12 protein-coding genes are annotated in these 16,684 nt (G+C 70.0%); 11 read left to right on the top strand and 1 reads right to left on the bottom strand.

Annotation, left to right across the window (positions count from 1 at the left end; translation table 11 throughout):
• The first annotated feature begins 564 nt into the window (after nt 1–564).
• From ACGFWJ_RS27295 to ACGFWJ_RS27310, 4 genes are all read left to right on the top strand, one after another.
• A complete protein-coding gene (locus ACGFWJ_RS27295) occupies nt 565–2,058 on the top strand; it encodes an HNH endonuclease (RefSeq protein ID WP_392954328.1) in 1,494 nt (497 codons plus the stop codon).
• Between the two features lie 234 nt (nt 2,059–2,292).
• Entirely contained in the window at nt 2,293–3,018 is a 726-nt protein-coding gene (locus tag ACGFWJ_RS27300) for a WXG100 family type VII secretion target (protein WP_392954330.1), read from the top strand.
• A complete protein-coding gene (locus tag ACGFWJ_RS27305) occupies nt 3,015–6,878 on the top strand; it encodes an RHS repeat-associated core domain-containing protein (protein ID WP_392954331.1) in 3,864 nt (1,287 codons plus the stop codon). The genes ACGFWJ_RS27300 and ACGFWJ_RS27305 overlap by 4 nt, the downstream gene beginning before the upstream one ends.
• A gap of 5 nt (nt 6,879–6,883) precedes the next feature.
• The gene (locus tag ACGFWJ_RS27310) at nt 6,884–7,381 is read left to right on the top strand and encodes a hypothetical protein (RefSeq protein ID WP_392954333.1); all 498 of its coding nucleotides are present in this window, start codon (nt 6,884–6,886) and stop codon (nt 7,379–7,381) included.
• Nucleotides 7,382–7,543: 162 nt separating this feature from the next.
• On the opposite strand, the gene ACGFWJ_RS27315 is transcribed toward ACGFWJ_RS27310, so the two are convergent.
• Nucleotides 7,544–7,669, bottom strand: a complete 126-nt coding sequence (locus tag ACGFWJ_RS27315; protein ID WP_392954335.1) for a hypothetical protein — start codon at nt 7,667–7,669, stop codon at nt 7,544–7,546.
• 744 nt (nt 7,670–8,413) lie between these two features.
• Here ACGFWJ_RS27315 and ACGFWJ_RS27320 point away from each other — a divergent pair.
• From ACGFWJ_RS27320 to ACGFWJ_RS27350, 7 genes are all read left to right on the top strand, one after another.
• The gene (locus tag ACGFWJ_RS27320) at nt 8,414–8,845 is read left to right on the top strand and encodes a hypothetical protein (RefSeq protein WP_392954337.1); all 432 of its coding nucleotides are present in this window, start codon (nt 8,414–8,416) and stop codon (nt 8,843–8,845) included.
• A gap of 166 nt (nt 8,846–9,011) precedes the next feature.
• Nucleotides 9,012–10,139: a tyrosine-type recombinase/integrase gene (locus ACGFWJ_RS27325; RefSeq protein ID WP_392954339.1), complete on the top strand. Its 1,128-nt coding sequence runs from the start codon at nt 9,012–9,014 to the stop codon at nt 10,137–10,139.
• Nucleotides 10,136–10,471 (top strand): helix-turn-helix domain-containing protein, encoded by a 336-nt coding sequence (locus ACGFWJ_RS27330; protein WP_392954341.1) that lies wholly within the window; start codon nt 10,136–10,138, stop codon nt 10,469–10,471. The genes ACGFWJ_RS27325 and ACGFWJ_RS27330 overlap by 4 nt, the downstream gene beginning before the upstream one ends.
• Nucleotides 10,472–12,263: 1,792 nt before the next feature.
• A complete protein-coding gene (locus ACGFWJ_RS27335) occupies nt 12,264–12,395 on the top strand; it encodes a hypothetical protein (protein WP_392954343.1) in 132 nt (43 codons plus the stop codon).
• Nucleotides 12,396–12,463: 68 nt separating this feature from the next.
• Nucleotides 12,464–13,147, top strand: coding sequence for an HNH endonuclease family protein (locus tag ACGFWJ_RS27340; protein ID WP_392954345.1), 684 nt, complete (start codon nt 12,464–12,466; stop codon nt 13,145–13,147).
• Nucleotides 13,148–13,295: 148 nt separating this feature from the next.
• The gene (locus ACGFWJ_RS27345; RefSeq protein ID WP_392954347.1) at nt 13,296–13,628 is read left to right on the top strand and encodes a trypco2 family protein; all 333 of its coding nucleotides are present in this window, start codon (nt 13,296–13,298) and stop codon (nt 13,626–13,628) included.
• Nucleotides 13,629–13,707: 79 nt separating this feature from the next.
• Nucleotides 13,708–16,684: tetratricopeptide repeat protein (locus ACGFWJ_RS27350; protein ID WP_392954349.1), on the top strand; the 2,977-nt coding region annotated here is incomplete at its 3' end.

The raw sequence follows: 16,684 nt of genomic DNA on the forward strand, positions 1-16,684 counted from the left end.
GAACCTGCTCCGGAAGCGGATCCTTCTGACAGGGCGCCAGCGCCGACCAGGTCGAGCTGTTGACCCTTGTGCGCCAGTCTCCACCACAAACCAGCTTGGGCACGTTTCTCAAGGCCGTGGAACCGCCCCAGCACGCTACCTTCCTGCAGTTGCCACGATCGGCCTTGACGATTGCGCCGTCGAGTCAGGGGAAGACGCCGACCCGCAGGCCGTTCAAATGCCGGGCCGGCCTGCCTCACCGAGGGCATACAGCGATGGTGGAGAAGACCAGAGGCACCGTCATGTACGCCGGTGTGACCGGCCCGACGACACTGCAAGCCATCGCCACCGCAGCCCAGCGATGTCTGTTCCATGCGGTCGTGGTCGAATCCAGGTTTCACTGAGCGGACCCGTCCACCTTCACTCTCGCCGAACTCCCCGCCCACCCGGACACACTTTGCCCGCGTCACATCCGGTGACGTCCACAGCATCACCTGGCGGCCGACCCGCAAATCCGGCCGATGCTGTCAGAGACCGGTGATAGATCATTAACAGAGGTCGAGTAGTCAATGCCAGGGGGTACAGGTGTCGGACGTCGTGATGCGTGGTCCGTTGCGGGACATTGCACGGCGGATGCAGACACAGAGCGGTGTCGACGCCGAGGACGCCTACGCGGCGGCCCTGTGCTGGTGGTCCGCAGCCGTGGCACCGGTGGTGAACAGAGCGGCCTGGTGGCCCTGCCTCGTGTGGGGAGCGTTCCTGACCCGGGCAGGTCGGCCCCCGATGCTAGCCGCCGCATTGGAGAGCGCAGGACTCGAACCGGGCCGGCCGGGCAAATTCTCCACTCTCACCCTCCACCCCGACGTCACCACCGAGACCGGCCTGCGAGCAGCCCACTCCGCCACCGCCAGGCGGACCCGGCCGGACACGGCGTTCTCCATGCTGCTCACTGGCAGCCCGATCAAGTACGGGGCGTTGAGGACGTCCGCCGACGAGTTCCTCGCGTCCGCTCTCAGGCGTGCCTGGGACGGCCGGGACTACCGCAGTAATGAGGAACGGCGCCGCCTGAGCAGCCTCGGTCTGGCGGGACACGTCCCTCGGATCGGTGTGCTGTGGGAGATGCCGGAGTGCGACTGGCGGCATGACGCGCAGCTCGATCCCGCGTCGTCCACCAGGGTTCTGATCTTCAAGTGCAGGGACACGCGCCCCGTCAGGGCCACCGACCATCAGGTGCGGGCAGCGGCAGAGCAGTCAGTGGAGGAACTTGCACGCATCTACGATGGGCTGGCGGCCCGCCAGGTGGACTTCGACATGACTGGTGAGGCCGCGGAGAAGCTCGACCTGGTCAGGGCCGCAGAGGATCTTTTCGACAGCCAGGCGGCCCTGCCGGAATCCCAGTTCCTCCGCCTCGGTGACCATACTCTTCGGATCGCCGCTGCCCTCGCTCTCGCCGAGGACACAGATGTGACCACGGGGGAGCATCTCGATGCGGCGTGGTCCGTGGTGGCTCGTTCCTGCCGGGACCGGGTCTGGCAGCTGTGCCCCGATGGCCAGGATCTCGCAAGCAGCATCCTCGACGCGACCAGCACCGGTATTGCGGCGGTGACCGGTTCACCGGAGGCTCTGTCCAGGTGGGATCCCTCCCCGGCCCGCAGCACCGATACCGACGCAGGGAACATGCCGGTCAGGGCGGTCAGGGGCAGGAACGGGAAGATCAGGCGGGACACCGCAGTGGGCCAGGAGGTCAAGGGCTGGTACGGCAACCAGTGTCAGATGTGCGGGACCGTCTTGCGGATACCGGGACCACGACAGGCGGTCAGCGAAGGTGCCCACATTCGCCCCTTGGGCAAGGGGGGTCATGACTACACCGGAAACGTTCTGTGCTTGTGCCCCAACTGCCATGTGCAGTTCGACCAGGGCGGCCTCTACTTGGACGACGACCTGAGGGTCATCGAAGCGGTGACCGGCACAGCCCGTCGGAGCCTTGCGGCGGTCCCTCAGCACGTCGTCGACCTGGAATATGTCCAGTGGCACCGCGAGTGGCACAGAGAATCCGAAGCTTCGGCCGCAGGGGAGTAGGCGATGCAGCCCCGTACGGCACGAGAGCGCAGGGGATTCACGTACCTATTCAGATCGCCGGAAGCACTGGAGGGGCGCATACCGAGACGACTCTGGCAGCAGTGGAGCCGGTCAGACAGTCTGCAGGCACGGATCTGGGGCTCTGCGTCACGAACCTGGAACTGCCGTGACGGCGAGTCCTAGCCGTCGACTACTGTCTGTTCAGTTCTGGTCGCTGTCGGGGGAGGTCGTGCTGTGGCAATCGAACTGCCGGGCGAGGTGGTGGAGTTCCTGTCGTTCATCGGTATCAACTGGCCGACGGTGAACGAGGACAAGGTGCGCGAGTTCGGCTCGCATGTGCGGGAGTTCGCGCAGAACGTCGAGTCGGTCCACCAGCAGTCGACGTCCACGATTCAGCGTTTGGGGCAGGCGTATCAGGGCGCGTCGTACGAGGCGCTGTTGGCGAAGTGGGCGTCGATCTCGGACAGTCACTTGAACGAACTGGTGCAGGCCTGCCACGTGGTTGCGGACGCGCTGGACATTGCGGCGGACGTGATTGTCGCGATGAAGCTGGAGACGATCGGTGAACTCGTTGCTCTGGCGGCGGCGTTCATCGCCGACCAGGCCGCGGCGGTCGCCACCCTCGGCGCCGCCGAGGCGGCGGTGATCCTGATCGAGGAGACCGCGAAGCGCCTGATCAACTACCTCGAGCAGCAGTTGGAGCAGTACATCATCGGCCAGGTGGTGGAGGCTGCGATCGGTCCGCTGGTGGACACAGTGGCGAACGCGGTGCAGGGAATGGTGTTCCAGGCGGCGGAGTCCGCGCTCGGGGTGTCCGCCGACGGCGGCGGAGGTTCCGGCTTTCAGATCGATCCGGACGCGCTGGACGAGCACGCCCGGATGATGCACGAGCAGGCGGAGACCGTCGCCGGCCACGCGCAGATGTTCCAGTCCAAGATCGCGGGGGTGAGCTTCGAATGAGCAACCAGATCGTCAAAGCACTCGAACACGGGGCGCAGAAGCTCGGCAAGACCCTCGCGGAGGACGCCGGCAAGGCGCTGAAGAACTTCTACCGGCACGCTGGCGACAACCTGAAGAAGGTCGCCAAGAACGTTCGGGAGGTCGAGGAGAAGCACGTCAAGGATCTGGAGAAGATCCTCAAGGGCGAGGGCACGGGCAGCCTCCCTCACCCCCGGACCAGCAGCGGACGCGGTGGTGGCAAGGGCTCGCTGGGGCGTGGCGGACGGCGCGGGCAGGGTGTCGACGGCAACATCGGCTGCCACACCGCGGGCGACCCGGTGGATGTCGTCTCCGGGCAGGTGATCACCTCGGAGACCGATCTCGTTCTGCCGGGCCTGTTGTCGGTCGTCCTGCGCCGCGCCTACGCCTCCGACTACGTGGGCGGGCGCCTGTTCGGCCCGGGCTGGTCCTCGACGCTCGACCAGCGGGTCGAGATCGACGGAAGCGGCCTGCACTTCGCCGGGGACGACGCGCAGATCCTCCACTATCCCTTTCCCCAGGTCGGCAGCCCCGTTCAACCGGAAGCCGGTGCCCGGTGGCCGCTGACATGGGACTCCCAGACGGGTGACTTCCGGATCGAGGACCCCGACCGCGGCCTCGTGAGGCACTTCACCGGCCCAGGCCAGGGTGCCTACCGGATGGGCGAGACCCGACCGATCTCCGCGCTCACGGACCGCAACGGCCACCGCGTCGAGTTCGTCCGCGACGAGGAGGGCACGCTGCTCGAGGTCCGGCACAGCGGAGGCTACCGCGTCGCCGTCGACACGATCATCACGTCCAACGGCGTGCGCGCCGAAGCCCTCCGGCTGCTGGACGGCACCCACAGCGGCCTCGGAACCACCGTGGTCGGCTACCAGTACTACCCGCAGGGCCAACTCGCCGGAATCGTCAACTCCTCCGGCCTGCCGTACGTGTACGAGTACGACGACGCGAACCGGATGACCGCCTGGATCGACCGCAACGGTCAGAGCTACGAATACGAATACGACCAGGCCGGGCGGGCCGTCCGCGGCATCGGCCAGGACGGGATCCTTTCCGCCTCCTTCCGCTACGACACCGACCTACGGGTGACGGTGGCCACCGACAGTCTCGGCCACGACACCGAATACCACTACGACGAGCAGCACAGGGTCCACCGGACCGTCGACCCGCTCGGCAACACCACACTCACGGGCTACGACGAGGCGGGCCGCGTCGTCAGCCGCACCGACGAGATCGGCCGCACCACACTCCTCGTCCTCGACGACCACGGCGACCCCGTCCGGATCACCGAGCCCGGCGGCAGCGTCATCGAGCTGGCCTACACCAAACTGCGGCAGGTGGCGTCCGTAACCCAAGGCGGTACCACGGTCGCCACATTCGACTACGACCCGCGCGGCAACCTGATCACCTCGACGGACGCGGCCGGTGCCACGACGACGCGTCAGTACGATTCACAGGGACGACTTCTGGCGGTCACCGACGCCCTCGGCCACACGCAGCGCCTGGAGAGCAACCCGGCCGGCCTGACCACGGCGATCACCGACGCCGCCGGCACGACCACCCACGCCACCTACGACACGTTCGGCCGCATCGCCACGTTCACCGACGCCCTGGGCGCGACCACCTCGCTGACCCGCCGCACCGAAGGACACATCACCGAGCGCCGTCTGCCCGACGGCACCCGTGAGACGTGGGAGTACGACCCCGAGGGCAACCTCGTCCGTCACGAGCACGCCGGCGCGATCACCGCCCTCACGATCGGCCCGTTCGGAAAACTCGCCGCGCGCACCCTCCCCGACGGAGAGGAGCAGCGATTCGAGTACGACACCGAACTGCAACTCCTGTCGGTCGCCACAAACGGCGCCGCCTGGCGCTACCGCTACGACCAGGCCGGGCACCTCATCGGCGAAAGCGACTTCAACGGCCGCGAGCTGACCTACCGCCTCGACGGCGCCGACCAACTGCTGACCACCACCGACACGGCCGGGCGGACCACCACCTTCACCTACGACCTCCAGGGCCGGCTCGCCGAACGCCGCAACCACGAGGGCACCACCACGGCGCTGGCCTACGACGCCCTCGGACGCCTGTCCCAGGTCAGGACAGGGACAAGCGTCCTCGACTACACGCACGACGCACTCGGCCGCGTGGTGAGCGAGACGGTAGATGGGCGAACCACGTCTTTCACCTACGACGCAGCAGGTCGCCGCACCAGCCGCACCACGCCGACCGGCATCACCTCCACCTGGACCTACGACGCCGCCGGCAGGCCCACCACGCTGGCGAACCAGCTGGCGGCCCTCACCTTCGCCTACGACGGCGGCGGCCGCGAGACCACCCGCTACCTCGGCGCCGGTGCCGCGCTGACCCAGACCTGGGACCCCTGCGACCGCCTCAGCGGCCAGTCGATCTGGGCCTCCGACCCAAGCGCTCAGGCATCCGGCGGGTACACAAACGTCCAGCAGCGCACCTACAGCTACCGCGCAGACGGAATGCCGGCGGCCGTCACCGACCGACTCCGCGGCGGCCACCACACCTTCGAACTGACCCCCGCCGGACGCGTCACCAAGGTCAGCGCCGACACCTGGAACGAAACCTACGCCTACGACCGGCTCGGGAACATCACCCACGCCCACGACACCCGCACACCCGACAACCCGACAAACGGCGAACGCGCCTACCAGGGATCCCTGCTGCACGCAGCCGGACGCACCTCCTACGAGTACGACGACCAAGGCCGCCTGGTGCGCCGTCTGGCACGCACCCTGTCCGGCCAGCGCCGCGAGTGGCGGTACACCTGGAACGCCGAAGACCAACTCGTCGGTCTCGACACACCCGACCGCGGCTCATGGGCCTACAGCTACGACCCCCTGGGCCGACGCACCGCCAAGTGGCGCCTCGCCGAGGACGGCAGCGAACTCGAGCGGACCCACTTCGCATGGGACGGAACCCAGCTCACCGAACAGTACCGGGCCCTCCCCGACGGCACCCGACACAGCGTCACCTGGGACTGGGACCCCGGCGCGTGGAAGCCCCTGACCCAGACCGAACGAGCCTGGCAACAAGACCGGCAAGGCATCGACGAGCGCTTCTACGCCATTGTCACGGACCTGGTGGACGCGCCCAGCGAACTGGTCACCACCGACGGACAGATCGCCTGGTCCGACGAATCGGACCTATGGGGGCGACGGCGCGAAGGCGCCGACAACTCCGTGACCTGCCCGCTCGGCCGACCCGGCCAGTACCACGACCCGGAATCAGGGCTCGGATACAACTACTTCCGTTACTACGACCCGTCGACCGGCCGCTACCTCAGCAGCGACCCCCTCGGCGTGGACGGTGGTCCCAACCCGCACGCCTACGTGCCCAACCCCCTGTTCTTCGTCGACCCGCTGGGCCTCTCCCCCAAACGGCAGCCCGTCGGCTGGGGCGGATCCCACTACAGCCTGAGGCCCAGCAACTGGACCGATGGCAGCGACAACAACCGCTACGAGCGCAACCACATCCCAGCCCGGAACTCCTACCTGGGCGTCGGCAGCTCCGTGCTCGGCGAAGGGCCCGGGCCGGCGATCCGGATGGACTACGACGACCACCGCGACTTCATCAGCACCGGCAGCAGCCACGAGGGCATCGCGTGGCGGGCCAAGCAACGCGCCTTGATCGCCCAAGGAAAATTCGACGTCGCGATGAAGATGGACATCGGCATGATCCGCAAGATCCACGGCACCAAGTACGACGCCGCGATCAAGGAGATGGTCGACTCCCTGCCCCACAACAAGTCCTTCCAGAAGTACCTCTCCGACAACGGCTGGAAGATCCGTACCTGCCTCCTAAAATGACCGCCATGGACATCGAACTCGACCCGCCGCACGGAATCACCGGCTTCCCCATCGGCATGCCCACCGACGACCTCAAGCAGGCCGCCGCCCGCCTCGGCCAGGTCAAGGTGTCCAACGAGGGGTCCACCAGCACCTTCCGCCCCATGCGCGTCACCGCCCTCCACCCCCAGTTCGAGATCGTCTTCCACATGGAGCGGGGCAAGACGCTGCGCGCCGCCGAAGTATGGAACCCGCGGCCCGGCCCAGAGGAGATCACCGTCCGCTTTCGTGGCATCGACGTGTTCCGCACCCCGGCCCTCCAGCTCATCCAGCAACTGGAGGCGATGGGTGAGACCGTCCTCCACAACGAGCCGAGCTTTTGGACCATCCCCAAGCTCTCACTCGGCTTCACCCGCACCGCCGGACACGAGGTCCCCCTCGACACCGACGGCGAACCCCTCTACTTCCAGGCTGTTCTGACCGGCCCAACCGACTACTACGACTTCCTCCTCGAACAGGCATAACAACCTCACGGCCCGCCAGGCATACGCAGACCCCCAGCACCCGGTCGGCGTGCTCGAACACGACATGCAAACCGCATCCACCGGGTGCTGCTTGGCCGCTGCCAGGCTTTTGGGCGGTGTGCCACGACGACGGTGCAGGGGTGGCTTCGCAGTTGCGGCAGATCAGTTCGGCAGCGTGACCGCGAGTGGTGCGTTGAGGGCGTTCTTCTCGGCCTCGGTGACGGACAGGCCGTAGACGTGCTTGATGTCAGCCGCTCCTCGCGGTCCTGGTGGCAGGGCCAGCAGCATCGGTGTTCGTCTCCACGTCGCCGACGGCGCAGCGTCCGCACCGGCAGGTAGCGGTACTTGCCGGAGAGCCCGCGCATTCGCCGGAGCCGGCCTGGCAGAGTCTCCGGCAGCGCGGGGCGGAACAAGGCTGTGACGCCGTTCTGGGCGCGGGGTTGACATCGTGGGCCGCTGACTCCGCCTTCCGGCCACGGTTCCTGGCGTTCGGAACAGGGGTCTGCTGGAGCCCAGAGGAAGACGGCGAGCCGACCGACTGACGGCCCAGGACCGGCGCGAAAGCCCCCCTTCAAGTGGAGAACCCCCAGGTCGGGGTCTTTCCGTCGCCTCACCGAAGCATGTTCTCCGGGCCGGCCCACACCGACGAACAGCCGGCCGCCACGCTGCTCCGGAGTTGCGCGAGGAGCTCTGCTTGGACCCGGCCGCCAAGCCGCTGACACCGCGGTTCGAGCAACACCACGCCAGCAGCCTCCCGGGAGAAGGCCGGTTGCACCGGCGTCGCCATCTCACTGGCGTCACGCACCTGCCGCGGCCGCCCGCCGAGGACGTCGCCCCGGCCGAGCGGGACGACCAGGACCGTGTCCTGACACCGTTCCGTACAGGCAGTTGCCGACGTGCCGTGCGCCTGTCTGTCAGTGTCTTCGGATCTCGTGCGGGTGATGGTCGGCGGTCGGCCGCAACCGGGTTCGGGTGACGGGGGTTGGGCCGAGTACTGCTGCCCGTACCCGGTTCCTCTGGAGAGTGCTGCCCGTGCGCATCCGTCCCATTTTCGCCGCCGCCCTGTCCGCCGCGGCCGCCGTGCTGCTGGCCGTCCCGGCCAGTGCCGTCGGCACCATCGTTCCCGGTGCGGCAATCCCCGCCGCAGCGCAGCATCGGGCGGCGGGGGAGGAGGTCACCACCACGCTGCGGGAGGCGATCGACGCGCTGCCCGTGGCGCCCGAGGACCGCACCGGGTACGAGCGCACGAAGTTCCGGCACTGGATCGACGCGGACAAGAACGGCTGCAACACCCGGGCGGAGGTGCTGATCGCGGAGGCGGTCACCGCGCCGGCGATCGGCGCGGGCTGCGCGTTGACGGGCGGCACGTGGTTGTCGAAGTACGACGACCTGGTCCTGGCCGACGCCAAGCTGTTGGATGTCGACCATGTCGTGCCGCTGGCCGAGGCCTGGGACTCCAAGTAGGCGGAGTTGCGCTGGGTGCATCAACTCCGCGCGGGGTGGGCACGGCCGTGACCTGGTCAGAGATGTTCGGGTGGGTCGTTCGTTCAGGTGATGCCGGGGTATCTGGCCTCGGGCGATGTGCACCCAACGCCACGATGTTGCATCAGGTGCAACCGTGGGAGTGGCCGTGCGGACTGTCGATGTGCCGGGTGCGTTCCGGCTGGTCGTGCCGGGGAACGTGCGGGCTCTGGACCCGGCGCCGGCGATGTTCGACGCGATGCTGCGCGGGTGGGAGAAACAGCAGCAGAGCCGGCTGCTGGCGAAGAAGACGATCGGTGACCGGCTGAGCCTGGTGCGTCGGTTCGCGCTGTTCACGGCAACGTATCCGTGGGAGTGGACCGCGGAGGACGTCGAGGCGTACTTCTCGCACCAGTTGTCGGGTGCCTCGCCGCTGGCGCATTCGACGGTGCGCGGCCAGCAGGGCGACCTGCAGATGTTCTGCGCGTTCATCACGGACGGCCGCTACGGCTGGGCTTCGGCCTGCGAGGAGGCGTTCGGGCAGATCCCGGTGCAGGTGTGCCACGACTGGAACACCGCCGACCACGTCGCCGAGTACGAGGGCAGGCCCGGACGGCGGGCGCTGACCTACGACGAACTGCAGACGCTCTTCGACGCCGCCGACGACCTGGTCGAGCAGAAGCGCAAGCGCCGCCGCAAGGGGATGCTGGCCGCGTGGCGGGACGCGGTCATGATCAAACAGGTCTACGCGTACGGGACCCGGCGGCGCGAGACGGCGATGCTGGACCTGCCGGACCTGCGGCACAACCCTCGGGCGAAGCAGTACGGGCGCTTCGGCGCGCTGGAGGTGCGGCACGGCAAGGCCTCGCGCGGCAGCCCGCCCAAGCGACGCACGGTGCTCACGGTGCCGGAGGTCGACTGGATCGTCCCCGTCCTCGAAGAGTGGGTGGACGAGGTCCGCGACGGCTTCTCCCCGGGCGGGCATCCGGCGCTGTGGGTGACCGAGCGGTGCGGCCGGATCGGCGTTCGCCGCCTGGACGAGGTCTTCGCCGCAGTCCGCGACCACGCCGGTCTGCCGAGCGAGCTGGAGCTGCACTGCCTGCGGCACACCTACATCACGCACCTGATCGAGTTCGGCTATCCGGAGCGGTTCGTCCAGCAGCAGGTCGGCCACGTCTACGCGTCGACGACGGCGTTGTACACGTGGGTGTCGGACGAGTACCGCAACCGGCTGCTGGAGGCCTCGATGGCCCGGCGCCTGGAGCACACGAACGAAGAGGGGCTGAGGCCGCGGTGATGAAGAGGATGGGCTTCGAGTGGAACCTGCGCCGGCTGATGGCCGATCAGGGCATGTACCAGACGACGGACCTGGTGCCAAAGCTGGCCGAGTACGGCGTGCACTTGTCGCGCGAGCAGGTGTTCCGGCTGGTCACCCAGCCCCCGCAGCGCCTGTCGATGGACACCCTTGCCGCGCTGTGTGGGATCCTCGGCTGCACACCGGGAGACCTGGTCACGGTGAAGGAGGTCCGTCGCCAGGTCGCGAAGCCAACGGCCTCGGGTGAGACCGCCTCCGTCACCGAGGTCCCGCCCGTACGGCGGGTGCGGGTACAGCGCCCGGAGGGCTTGTGAGCGCCCGCCGGGCGGGGCCGCCCCTGGAGTGGGTGGAGCTCGCCGGCCGGATCACCGCGTTCCTGCCCGACCTGCCGAGCGAGGATGCGGCCCGGATCGTTGCCGGGATGACGCCGTCCGCCCGCGGCCGCGCCCGTGCCCACCTCGCGCGCCACCCCGACGCGCTGGTCAGCGGAGCGTCCGACGCTCCGCGATCCGTCCAGGCCTTGATCTCCACGCTCGGCGAGGTCGGCGTCCCCGGTGTCCGGCCGCCGGCCTGTCTGCGGTGCGGGCGCGTCCGTCCGCTGCGGCTGGCAGTTCCCGGCGGCCGGGTCTGCCGAGGATGCGAAGGCACGCTCACCCTCCGCGGCAACGTCGGCCCCTGCACGGTGTGCGGCGAGGTACGCCCCCGGCCCTCCCGGCAGACCTGCGGGAGCTGCCGACGCCTCCAGGTTGCCGCCACCCGGTCCTGCTCGGCCTGCGGCAAGCCCGCCCCGATGGACCCGTGCGGCACCTGCCGCCCGAGGCCGCCGGCGCCGTGCGCGCTGTGCACCACCAGCGCACCGGTGGGCGCCCGCTGGCCGCTCGGCCCGGTCTGCAAACCCTGCTACCGCCGGGCCCGCACCCACCCCGGCACCTGCCCGGCCTGCGAGAAGCCGCGCGTACTGATCGCCCGCCAGGACGGAACGTGGGTCTGCGGCTCATGCGCCGGCCACCCCGACCCGTACGCCTGCCCCCGCTGCACGAGCCCCCGCTCCTACAACGTCCACGGCCTGTGCGACCGCTGCACCCTCCACGACCACCTCGCCGACCTCTTCGACGGCCGCCTCGCAGGACCGGAGGACCAGTACGCGAAGATGCGCTCCGCCCTGGCCGTATGCGACAGGCCCGCGACCGCACTGAACTGGCTGCGGAACTCCCGCTCCGCCATGCTCCTGGCGGACGCTGTCGCCGACGGGCGGGCGCTGACACACGAGGACCTGGACGGCCTGGCGTCCGCCGAAGGCCGCGGCGGTGCCCGGGTCGTCGACTACCTGCGTGGCGTCCTGCTCGCACACCAGGCCCTGCCCGAACGCGACGAGATCCCCGCCCGTGTCGAACGCCACCTCATCCGCGTCCTCGACCGTCACCCCGCGCATGCCCTCTTGCTTCGGTCCTACGTCCGCTGGTCGCTGGTGCCCCGCGCCCGCCGCCGCAGCGACCGCGCGCACGCCACCGCCAACCGCCTGCGCTGGGCCCAGACGCGGATCAACACCGCCGCCGACCTCCTGTCCACCATGGGGGCAGCAGGGCTTGCCCTGGCCGACGTCACCCAGCACGACATCGACCAGTGGCTGGCCGATGGCCGCAGCACCCGCTACGAAGTCCGGGACTTCCTCCTCTGGGCAACCCGCCGCGGCCACGCCCGCCGCCTCGACGTTCCCGTCCGGCCCCGGCCCGACCCCGTCACCCTGGACGACGACTCCCACTGGGAGATCCTTCACCAGTGCCTCACCGACACTGACCTGCCGCCCGACGTCCGAGCCGCCGGCGCCGTCCTCTACCTGTTCGGCCAGGAGGTCACCCGGATCGCCGCCCTGCCGACCGACGCCGTGGCCGAGCAGGCCGGGGAGACCGTCCTGTTCCTGGACCGCGTGCCCATTCGCCTGCCCGGCCCCCTGGCTGGGCGGGGAATCACCCCAACCTTTGGCTCTTCCCCTCGACCGAGCCCGGCCGACACATCACCGGCGGCGCACTGGTGCGTCGCCTCACCACCCACGGCATTCCAAGCCGCCCGGCCCGAGCAACCGCGCTTGTTCAACTCGCCCAGGACATGCCCCCGGCCGTCCTCGCCCCCATGCTCGGTCTCAGCCTCAGCACCCTCACACGATGGCGTGCCCGAGCCGTGACCGACTGGACCGCCTACCTCCAGGCCCGAACCTCCGGCCGGTCCGCGTCAATGTGAATGGCGCCACGCCGACCTTCGAGTGACGGTACGACGGTCGGCAGCCCCAGACCGGTAGCCCTTGCGGCATGATCACTTCTGCCTGGTGGCGCCGCAGCGCCACCGCCGTCGCGGCGCTCGCCCTCACTCTGGTCCCCGCAGCCGCCCCGGCCGCAGCAGCAGCGCCGGTGGCCACTTCTGCGGTTGTCGCCCAGCACCGTCAGCTGCCCGAGCCGCCTCCAGTCGAGCAGGCCCGGACCGAACTCGACCAGCTGACCGTGGAGGCTCCGCACTCCATGGAGGGGTACACCCGCGAGAAGTTCCCACATTGGATCAAGCAGTACGGCACCTGCGACACCCGTGAGGTCGTTCTCGCCCGCGACGGCCAGGACGTCCTCCAGGACGATCAGTGCCGCGCCGTCTCCGGCACCTGGGTGAGCCCCTACGACGACAAGACCTTCACCGACGCCAAGGCCCTCGACATCGATCACCTGGTTCCACTTGCCGCTTCGTGGAGGTCGGGTGCGGACACCTGGACCACGGACAAGCGCAAGGAGTTCGCCAACGACCTGACCCACAGCCAGCTGGTCGCGGTGTCCGCCGCCTCGAACAGGGCGAAGGCGGACAAGAGCCCGGACCAGTGGCGGCCGCCGCTGCGGTCGTACTGGTGCACCTACTCCCGTGCCTGGACCGACATCAAGCATGTCTACGGCCTGTCCGTCACCGAGCCCGAGAAGAGCGCACTCGTCGAGATGCTCGACACCTGCGCGTAGCCGACGGTCGGGCCGCCCGCCTGCCCCGGGGCGGCTGGCGGGTTGGTCCGGGCGAAGTCGCCTTTCCCCTGCGCGGGCCACCGCGCGGGCTCTACGGTGTCCGCATCGGCAGGACCGCACGGTCGGGTGCTCAAAGGGGTGGGCTTTGATGGATGTTCCGCTGGCGGACACGGTCGCGGCGGTCCGCGACGAACTGCTGGAGGCAGCCGCGCGGGCGGGTGACGCCCCGCAGGTGGTGTTCGCGGTCGGGCCGGTGGAGATGGAGTTCGAGGTCGAGCTGCGCGCGGACGCGAAGGCCAAGGCCGGGTTCAAGCTGTTCGCGGTGGGGGCAGAGACCGAGGCCGGGCTCTCCCGCGGCCGCACCCACCGGGTCTCCCTCACTCTCACCCCCAAGCGCCCCGACGGAGGCGACCTCCTCGTCAGCTCCGCACAGGAGCGCCCGGACGGGCCCGGCGACACCACCGGGCGCATCAGCGACTGAGGACCGGAGCGCGGCCGACGCCCCGTCGTCCGGCCGCGGCCACACAGTGGTACGCAGGACTGGATGGTAGGGGGCATGGGTGGAGCGGGTACGACTTGCCGGGGTGAACGGCCCGGGCGGGCGCGGATCGGGGTACGCGGTCGGCGGCCGCCTGGTCCTCACCTCCGCCCACGTCACCGGACCCGCTGGCACCAAGGTGAAGGTCTACCACCCTGCCGGCAGCGGCAGCGGCAGCGCGGCCGGGACGGTGGTGTGGGCAGGCGCCCCGGGCGGGCGCGACGACGCGGCGCTCGTTCTCGTCGCTAGCTCCCCGCACTGGCGGCCACCCACGGCGCCTGTGCGGTGGGGACGGCCGGACACCACCCGTCCAGGCGCCCCCTGCGAGACCTGGGGCGTCCCCGACGAGGCCCAACGCCCCGACCGCCCCGTCGAAGCCGTACAGCTGCACGGCGAGGTGAATCCGGGCAGCGGCTTCGTCGGCAACCAGTACGTCATGGACCTGCGCACCCCTGGCTCTGGGTGGCCGGGTGACGGGACGTCGCCGTGGGGCGGTCTGTCGGGGGCGGTGGTGTTCTGCGACCGCTACCTGACGGGCGTCGTCGCCTCCGACCGCGCCCACTCCGCCCACGGCCGCCTCAACGTCGTCCCCTCCTACGTCCTCCACCACGACCCCGCCTTCCGCACCGCCCTCACCGAGTGCGGCGGCGGCCCGGCAATCGGGCTGGCGGCGGTGGAGTTCCAGGACATCGCCGACCCCACCGGCAACCTCGCCACCCGGCGCGCCCCGGTGACACCGGCCGCCCTGCTGGAGGCCGGACGCCAGATCGTCCCCTTCCACGGCCGGGAGGCTCTGCTCGCCGAGCTGGAGACGTGGTGCGGTCGGGACGGTTTCGGGGCGTGGCTGCTGCACGGCCCCGGCGGACAGGGCAAGACCCGCCTCGCCCACCACCTCGGCCACCAGCTCACCACGCAGGGCTGGACCGTGCTGTGGCCGCGCGCCGCCGCCCGCACCGACCAGCTACTGGAGGTGCGGCGGGCAGCCAGGCCGCTGCTGATCGTCCTCGACTACGCCGAAACACGCCCCGAACAACTCGCCGCGCTAGTCGACGCCGCCGCCGAACACCCCGGCACCAACCCGTTCAAGCTCCTCCTCCTGGCCCGCACCGCCGGCGACTGGTGGCAACAGGCCCGGACGGGAAGCCGCCGGGCCGAGGAGATCCTGGCCACCGCCCGCACGCGCCGCCTCACCGCCCTGGAGGACGACCCCGAACGGCGCCCCGGCCACTACCGCGACGCCGCCCACGCCCTCGCCCTTGCGCTTCCCACCGTCCCCGGCACCGTCGGCCACGACTGGAGCGCGGCCGCCGCGACCCTGCAGCCGCCCCGGCGACTCGGCGACGGCGCCTATGGCAACGCGCTCACCCTCCACATGACCGCCCTCGCCGACCTCCTCGACACCGCCCGCACCGAACCCGCGAACAACACCGAAGACGACGAGGAAGCGCAGGACGTCGAGGACCGACTCCTCGGTCACGAGAGCCGCTACTGGAAGAGCAGCGCGACAGCCCGCAGCCTCACCCCCGCCCTTGCCACGGACACACTGGAGACCGTGCTCGCCGCAGCCCACCTGGTCGGTGCCGCTGACCGAGACCAGGCTGATCTCCTGTGGCAGCGCCTTCCCGCACTCGCCGACCAGCCCCGCGACCGCCGAAACCAGGTCACCGCCTGGCTCGCCACCCTCTACCCCGCAGCGGCCACAATGCCCGGCGGACCACCATGGGGTGCGCTCCAGCCCGACCGGCTCGCCGAACGCCACACCGGCCGTGCCCTCCTGGCCAACCCCCGCCTCGCCGACCACCTTCTCGACGGCGCCGACGACGCCCAAACTGAACAACTCCTCACCGTCTACGCCCGCGCCGCCCCCCACTCCGTCTTCCAGAACCGCCTCGACGGGCAGCTCACCGACCTCTGCCTCCGCCACCACCAGAGGATGGCCGCGCACATCATCACCACCGCCACCCGCACCGACCACCCCACGCCCCTCACCACCGCCCTCGACACCCTCACCACCCACCCCGACACCCCCCTCGACACCCTCACCACGCTCTACTACCAGTTCCCCCGCACCAGCCACCGCCTCGCCACCACCGCCGCCCGCCTCACTCACACCATCACCGACCGCTACCGCTCCCTGGCCGATGCCAACCCGGACGCCTACCTGCCCTACCTCGCCACGGCTCTCAACAACCTCTCCGTCCGGCTGGGTGAGGTGGGCCGGCGGGGGGAGGGCCTGGCCGCCGTCGAGGAAGCCGTCGGCCGCTACCGCTCCCTGGCCGATGCCAACCCGGACGCCTACCTGCCCTACCTCGCCACGGCTCTCAACAACCTCTCCATCCGGCTGGGCGAGACGGGCCGGTGGGCGGAAGGGCTGGCCGCCGTCGAGGAAGCCGTCACCATCCGCCGCACCCTCGCCCAGACCAACCCGGACGCCTACCTGCCCGACCTCGCCAGCGCCCTCAGCAACCTCTCCGCCGACCTGGGTGAGGTGGGCCGGCGGGGGGAGGGCCTGGCCGCCGTCGAGGAAGCCGTCGGCCACTACCGCTCCCTGGCCGATGCCAACCCGGACGCCTACCTGCCCGACCTCGCCAGCGCCCTCAACAACCTCTCCATCCGGCTGGGCGAGACGGGCCGGTGGGCGGAAGGGCTGGCCGCCGTCGAGGAAGCCGTCACCATCCGCCGCACCCTCGCCCAGACCAACCCGGACGCCTACCTGCCCTACCTCGCCACGGCTCTCAACAACCTCTCCATCCGGCTGGGCGAGACGGGACGGCGGGCGGAAGGGCTGGCCGCCGTCGAGGAAGCCGTCACCATCCGCCGCACCCTCGCCCAGACCAACCCGGACGCCTACCTGCCCTACCTCGCCACGGCTCTCAACAACCTCTCCATCCGGCTGGGCGAGACGGGCCGGCGGGCGGAGGGCCTGGCCGCCGTCGAGGAAGCCGTCGGCCACTACCGCTCCCTGGCCGATGCCAACCCGGACGCCTACCTGCCCGACC

Source organism: Kitasatospora sp. NPDC048407, assembly GCF_043200475.1.
GTDB lineage: Bacteria > Actinomycetota > Actinomycetes > Streptomycetales > Streptomycetaceae > Kitasatospora.

Excerpts from the sequence above, each read along its gene's own strand:
- ACGFWJ_RS27305 (WP_392954331.1), top strand. The coding sequence starts at position 3,015 with ATGAGCAACCAGATCGTCAAAGCACTCGAACACGGGGCGCAGAAGCTC.
- ACGFWJ_RS27310 (WP_392954333.1), top strand. The coding sequence starts at position 6,884 with ATGGACATCGAACTCGACCCGCCGCACGGAATCACCGGCTTCCCCATC.
- ACGFWJ_RS27315 (WP_392954335.1), bottom strand. The coding sequence starts at position 7,669 with ATGCTGCTGGCCCTGCCACCAGGACCGCGAGGAGCGGCTGACATCAAG.
- ACGFWJ_RS27335 (WP_392954343.1), top strand. The coding sequence starts at position 12,264 with ATGCCCCCGGCCGTCCTCGCCCCCATGCTCGGTCTCAGCCTCAGCACC.
- ACGFWJ_RS27340 (WP_392954345.1), top strand. The coding sequence starts at position 12,464 with ATGATCACTTCTGCCTGGTGGCGCCGCAGCGCCACCGCCGTCGCGGCG.
- ACGFWJ_RS27345 (WP_392954347.1), top strand. The coding sequence starts at position 13,296 with ATGGATGTTCCGCTGGCGGACACGGTCGCGGCGGTCCGCGACGAACTG.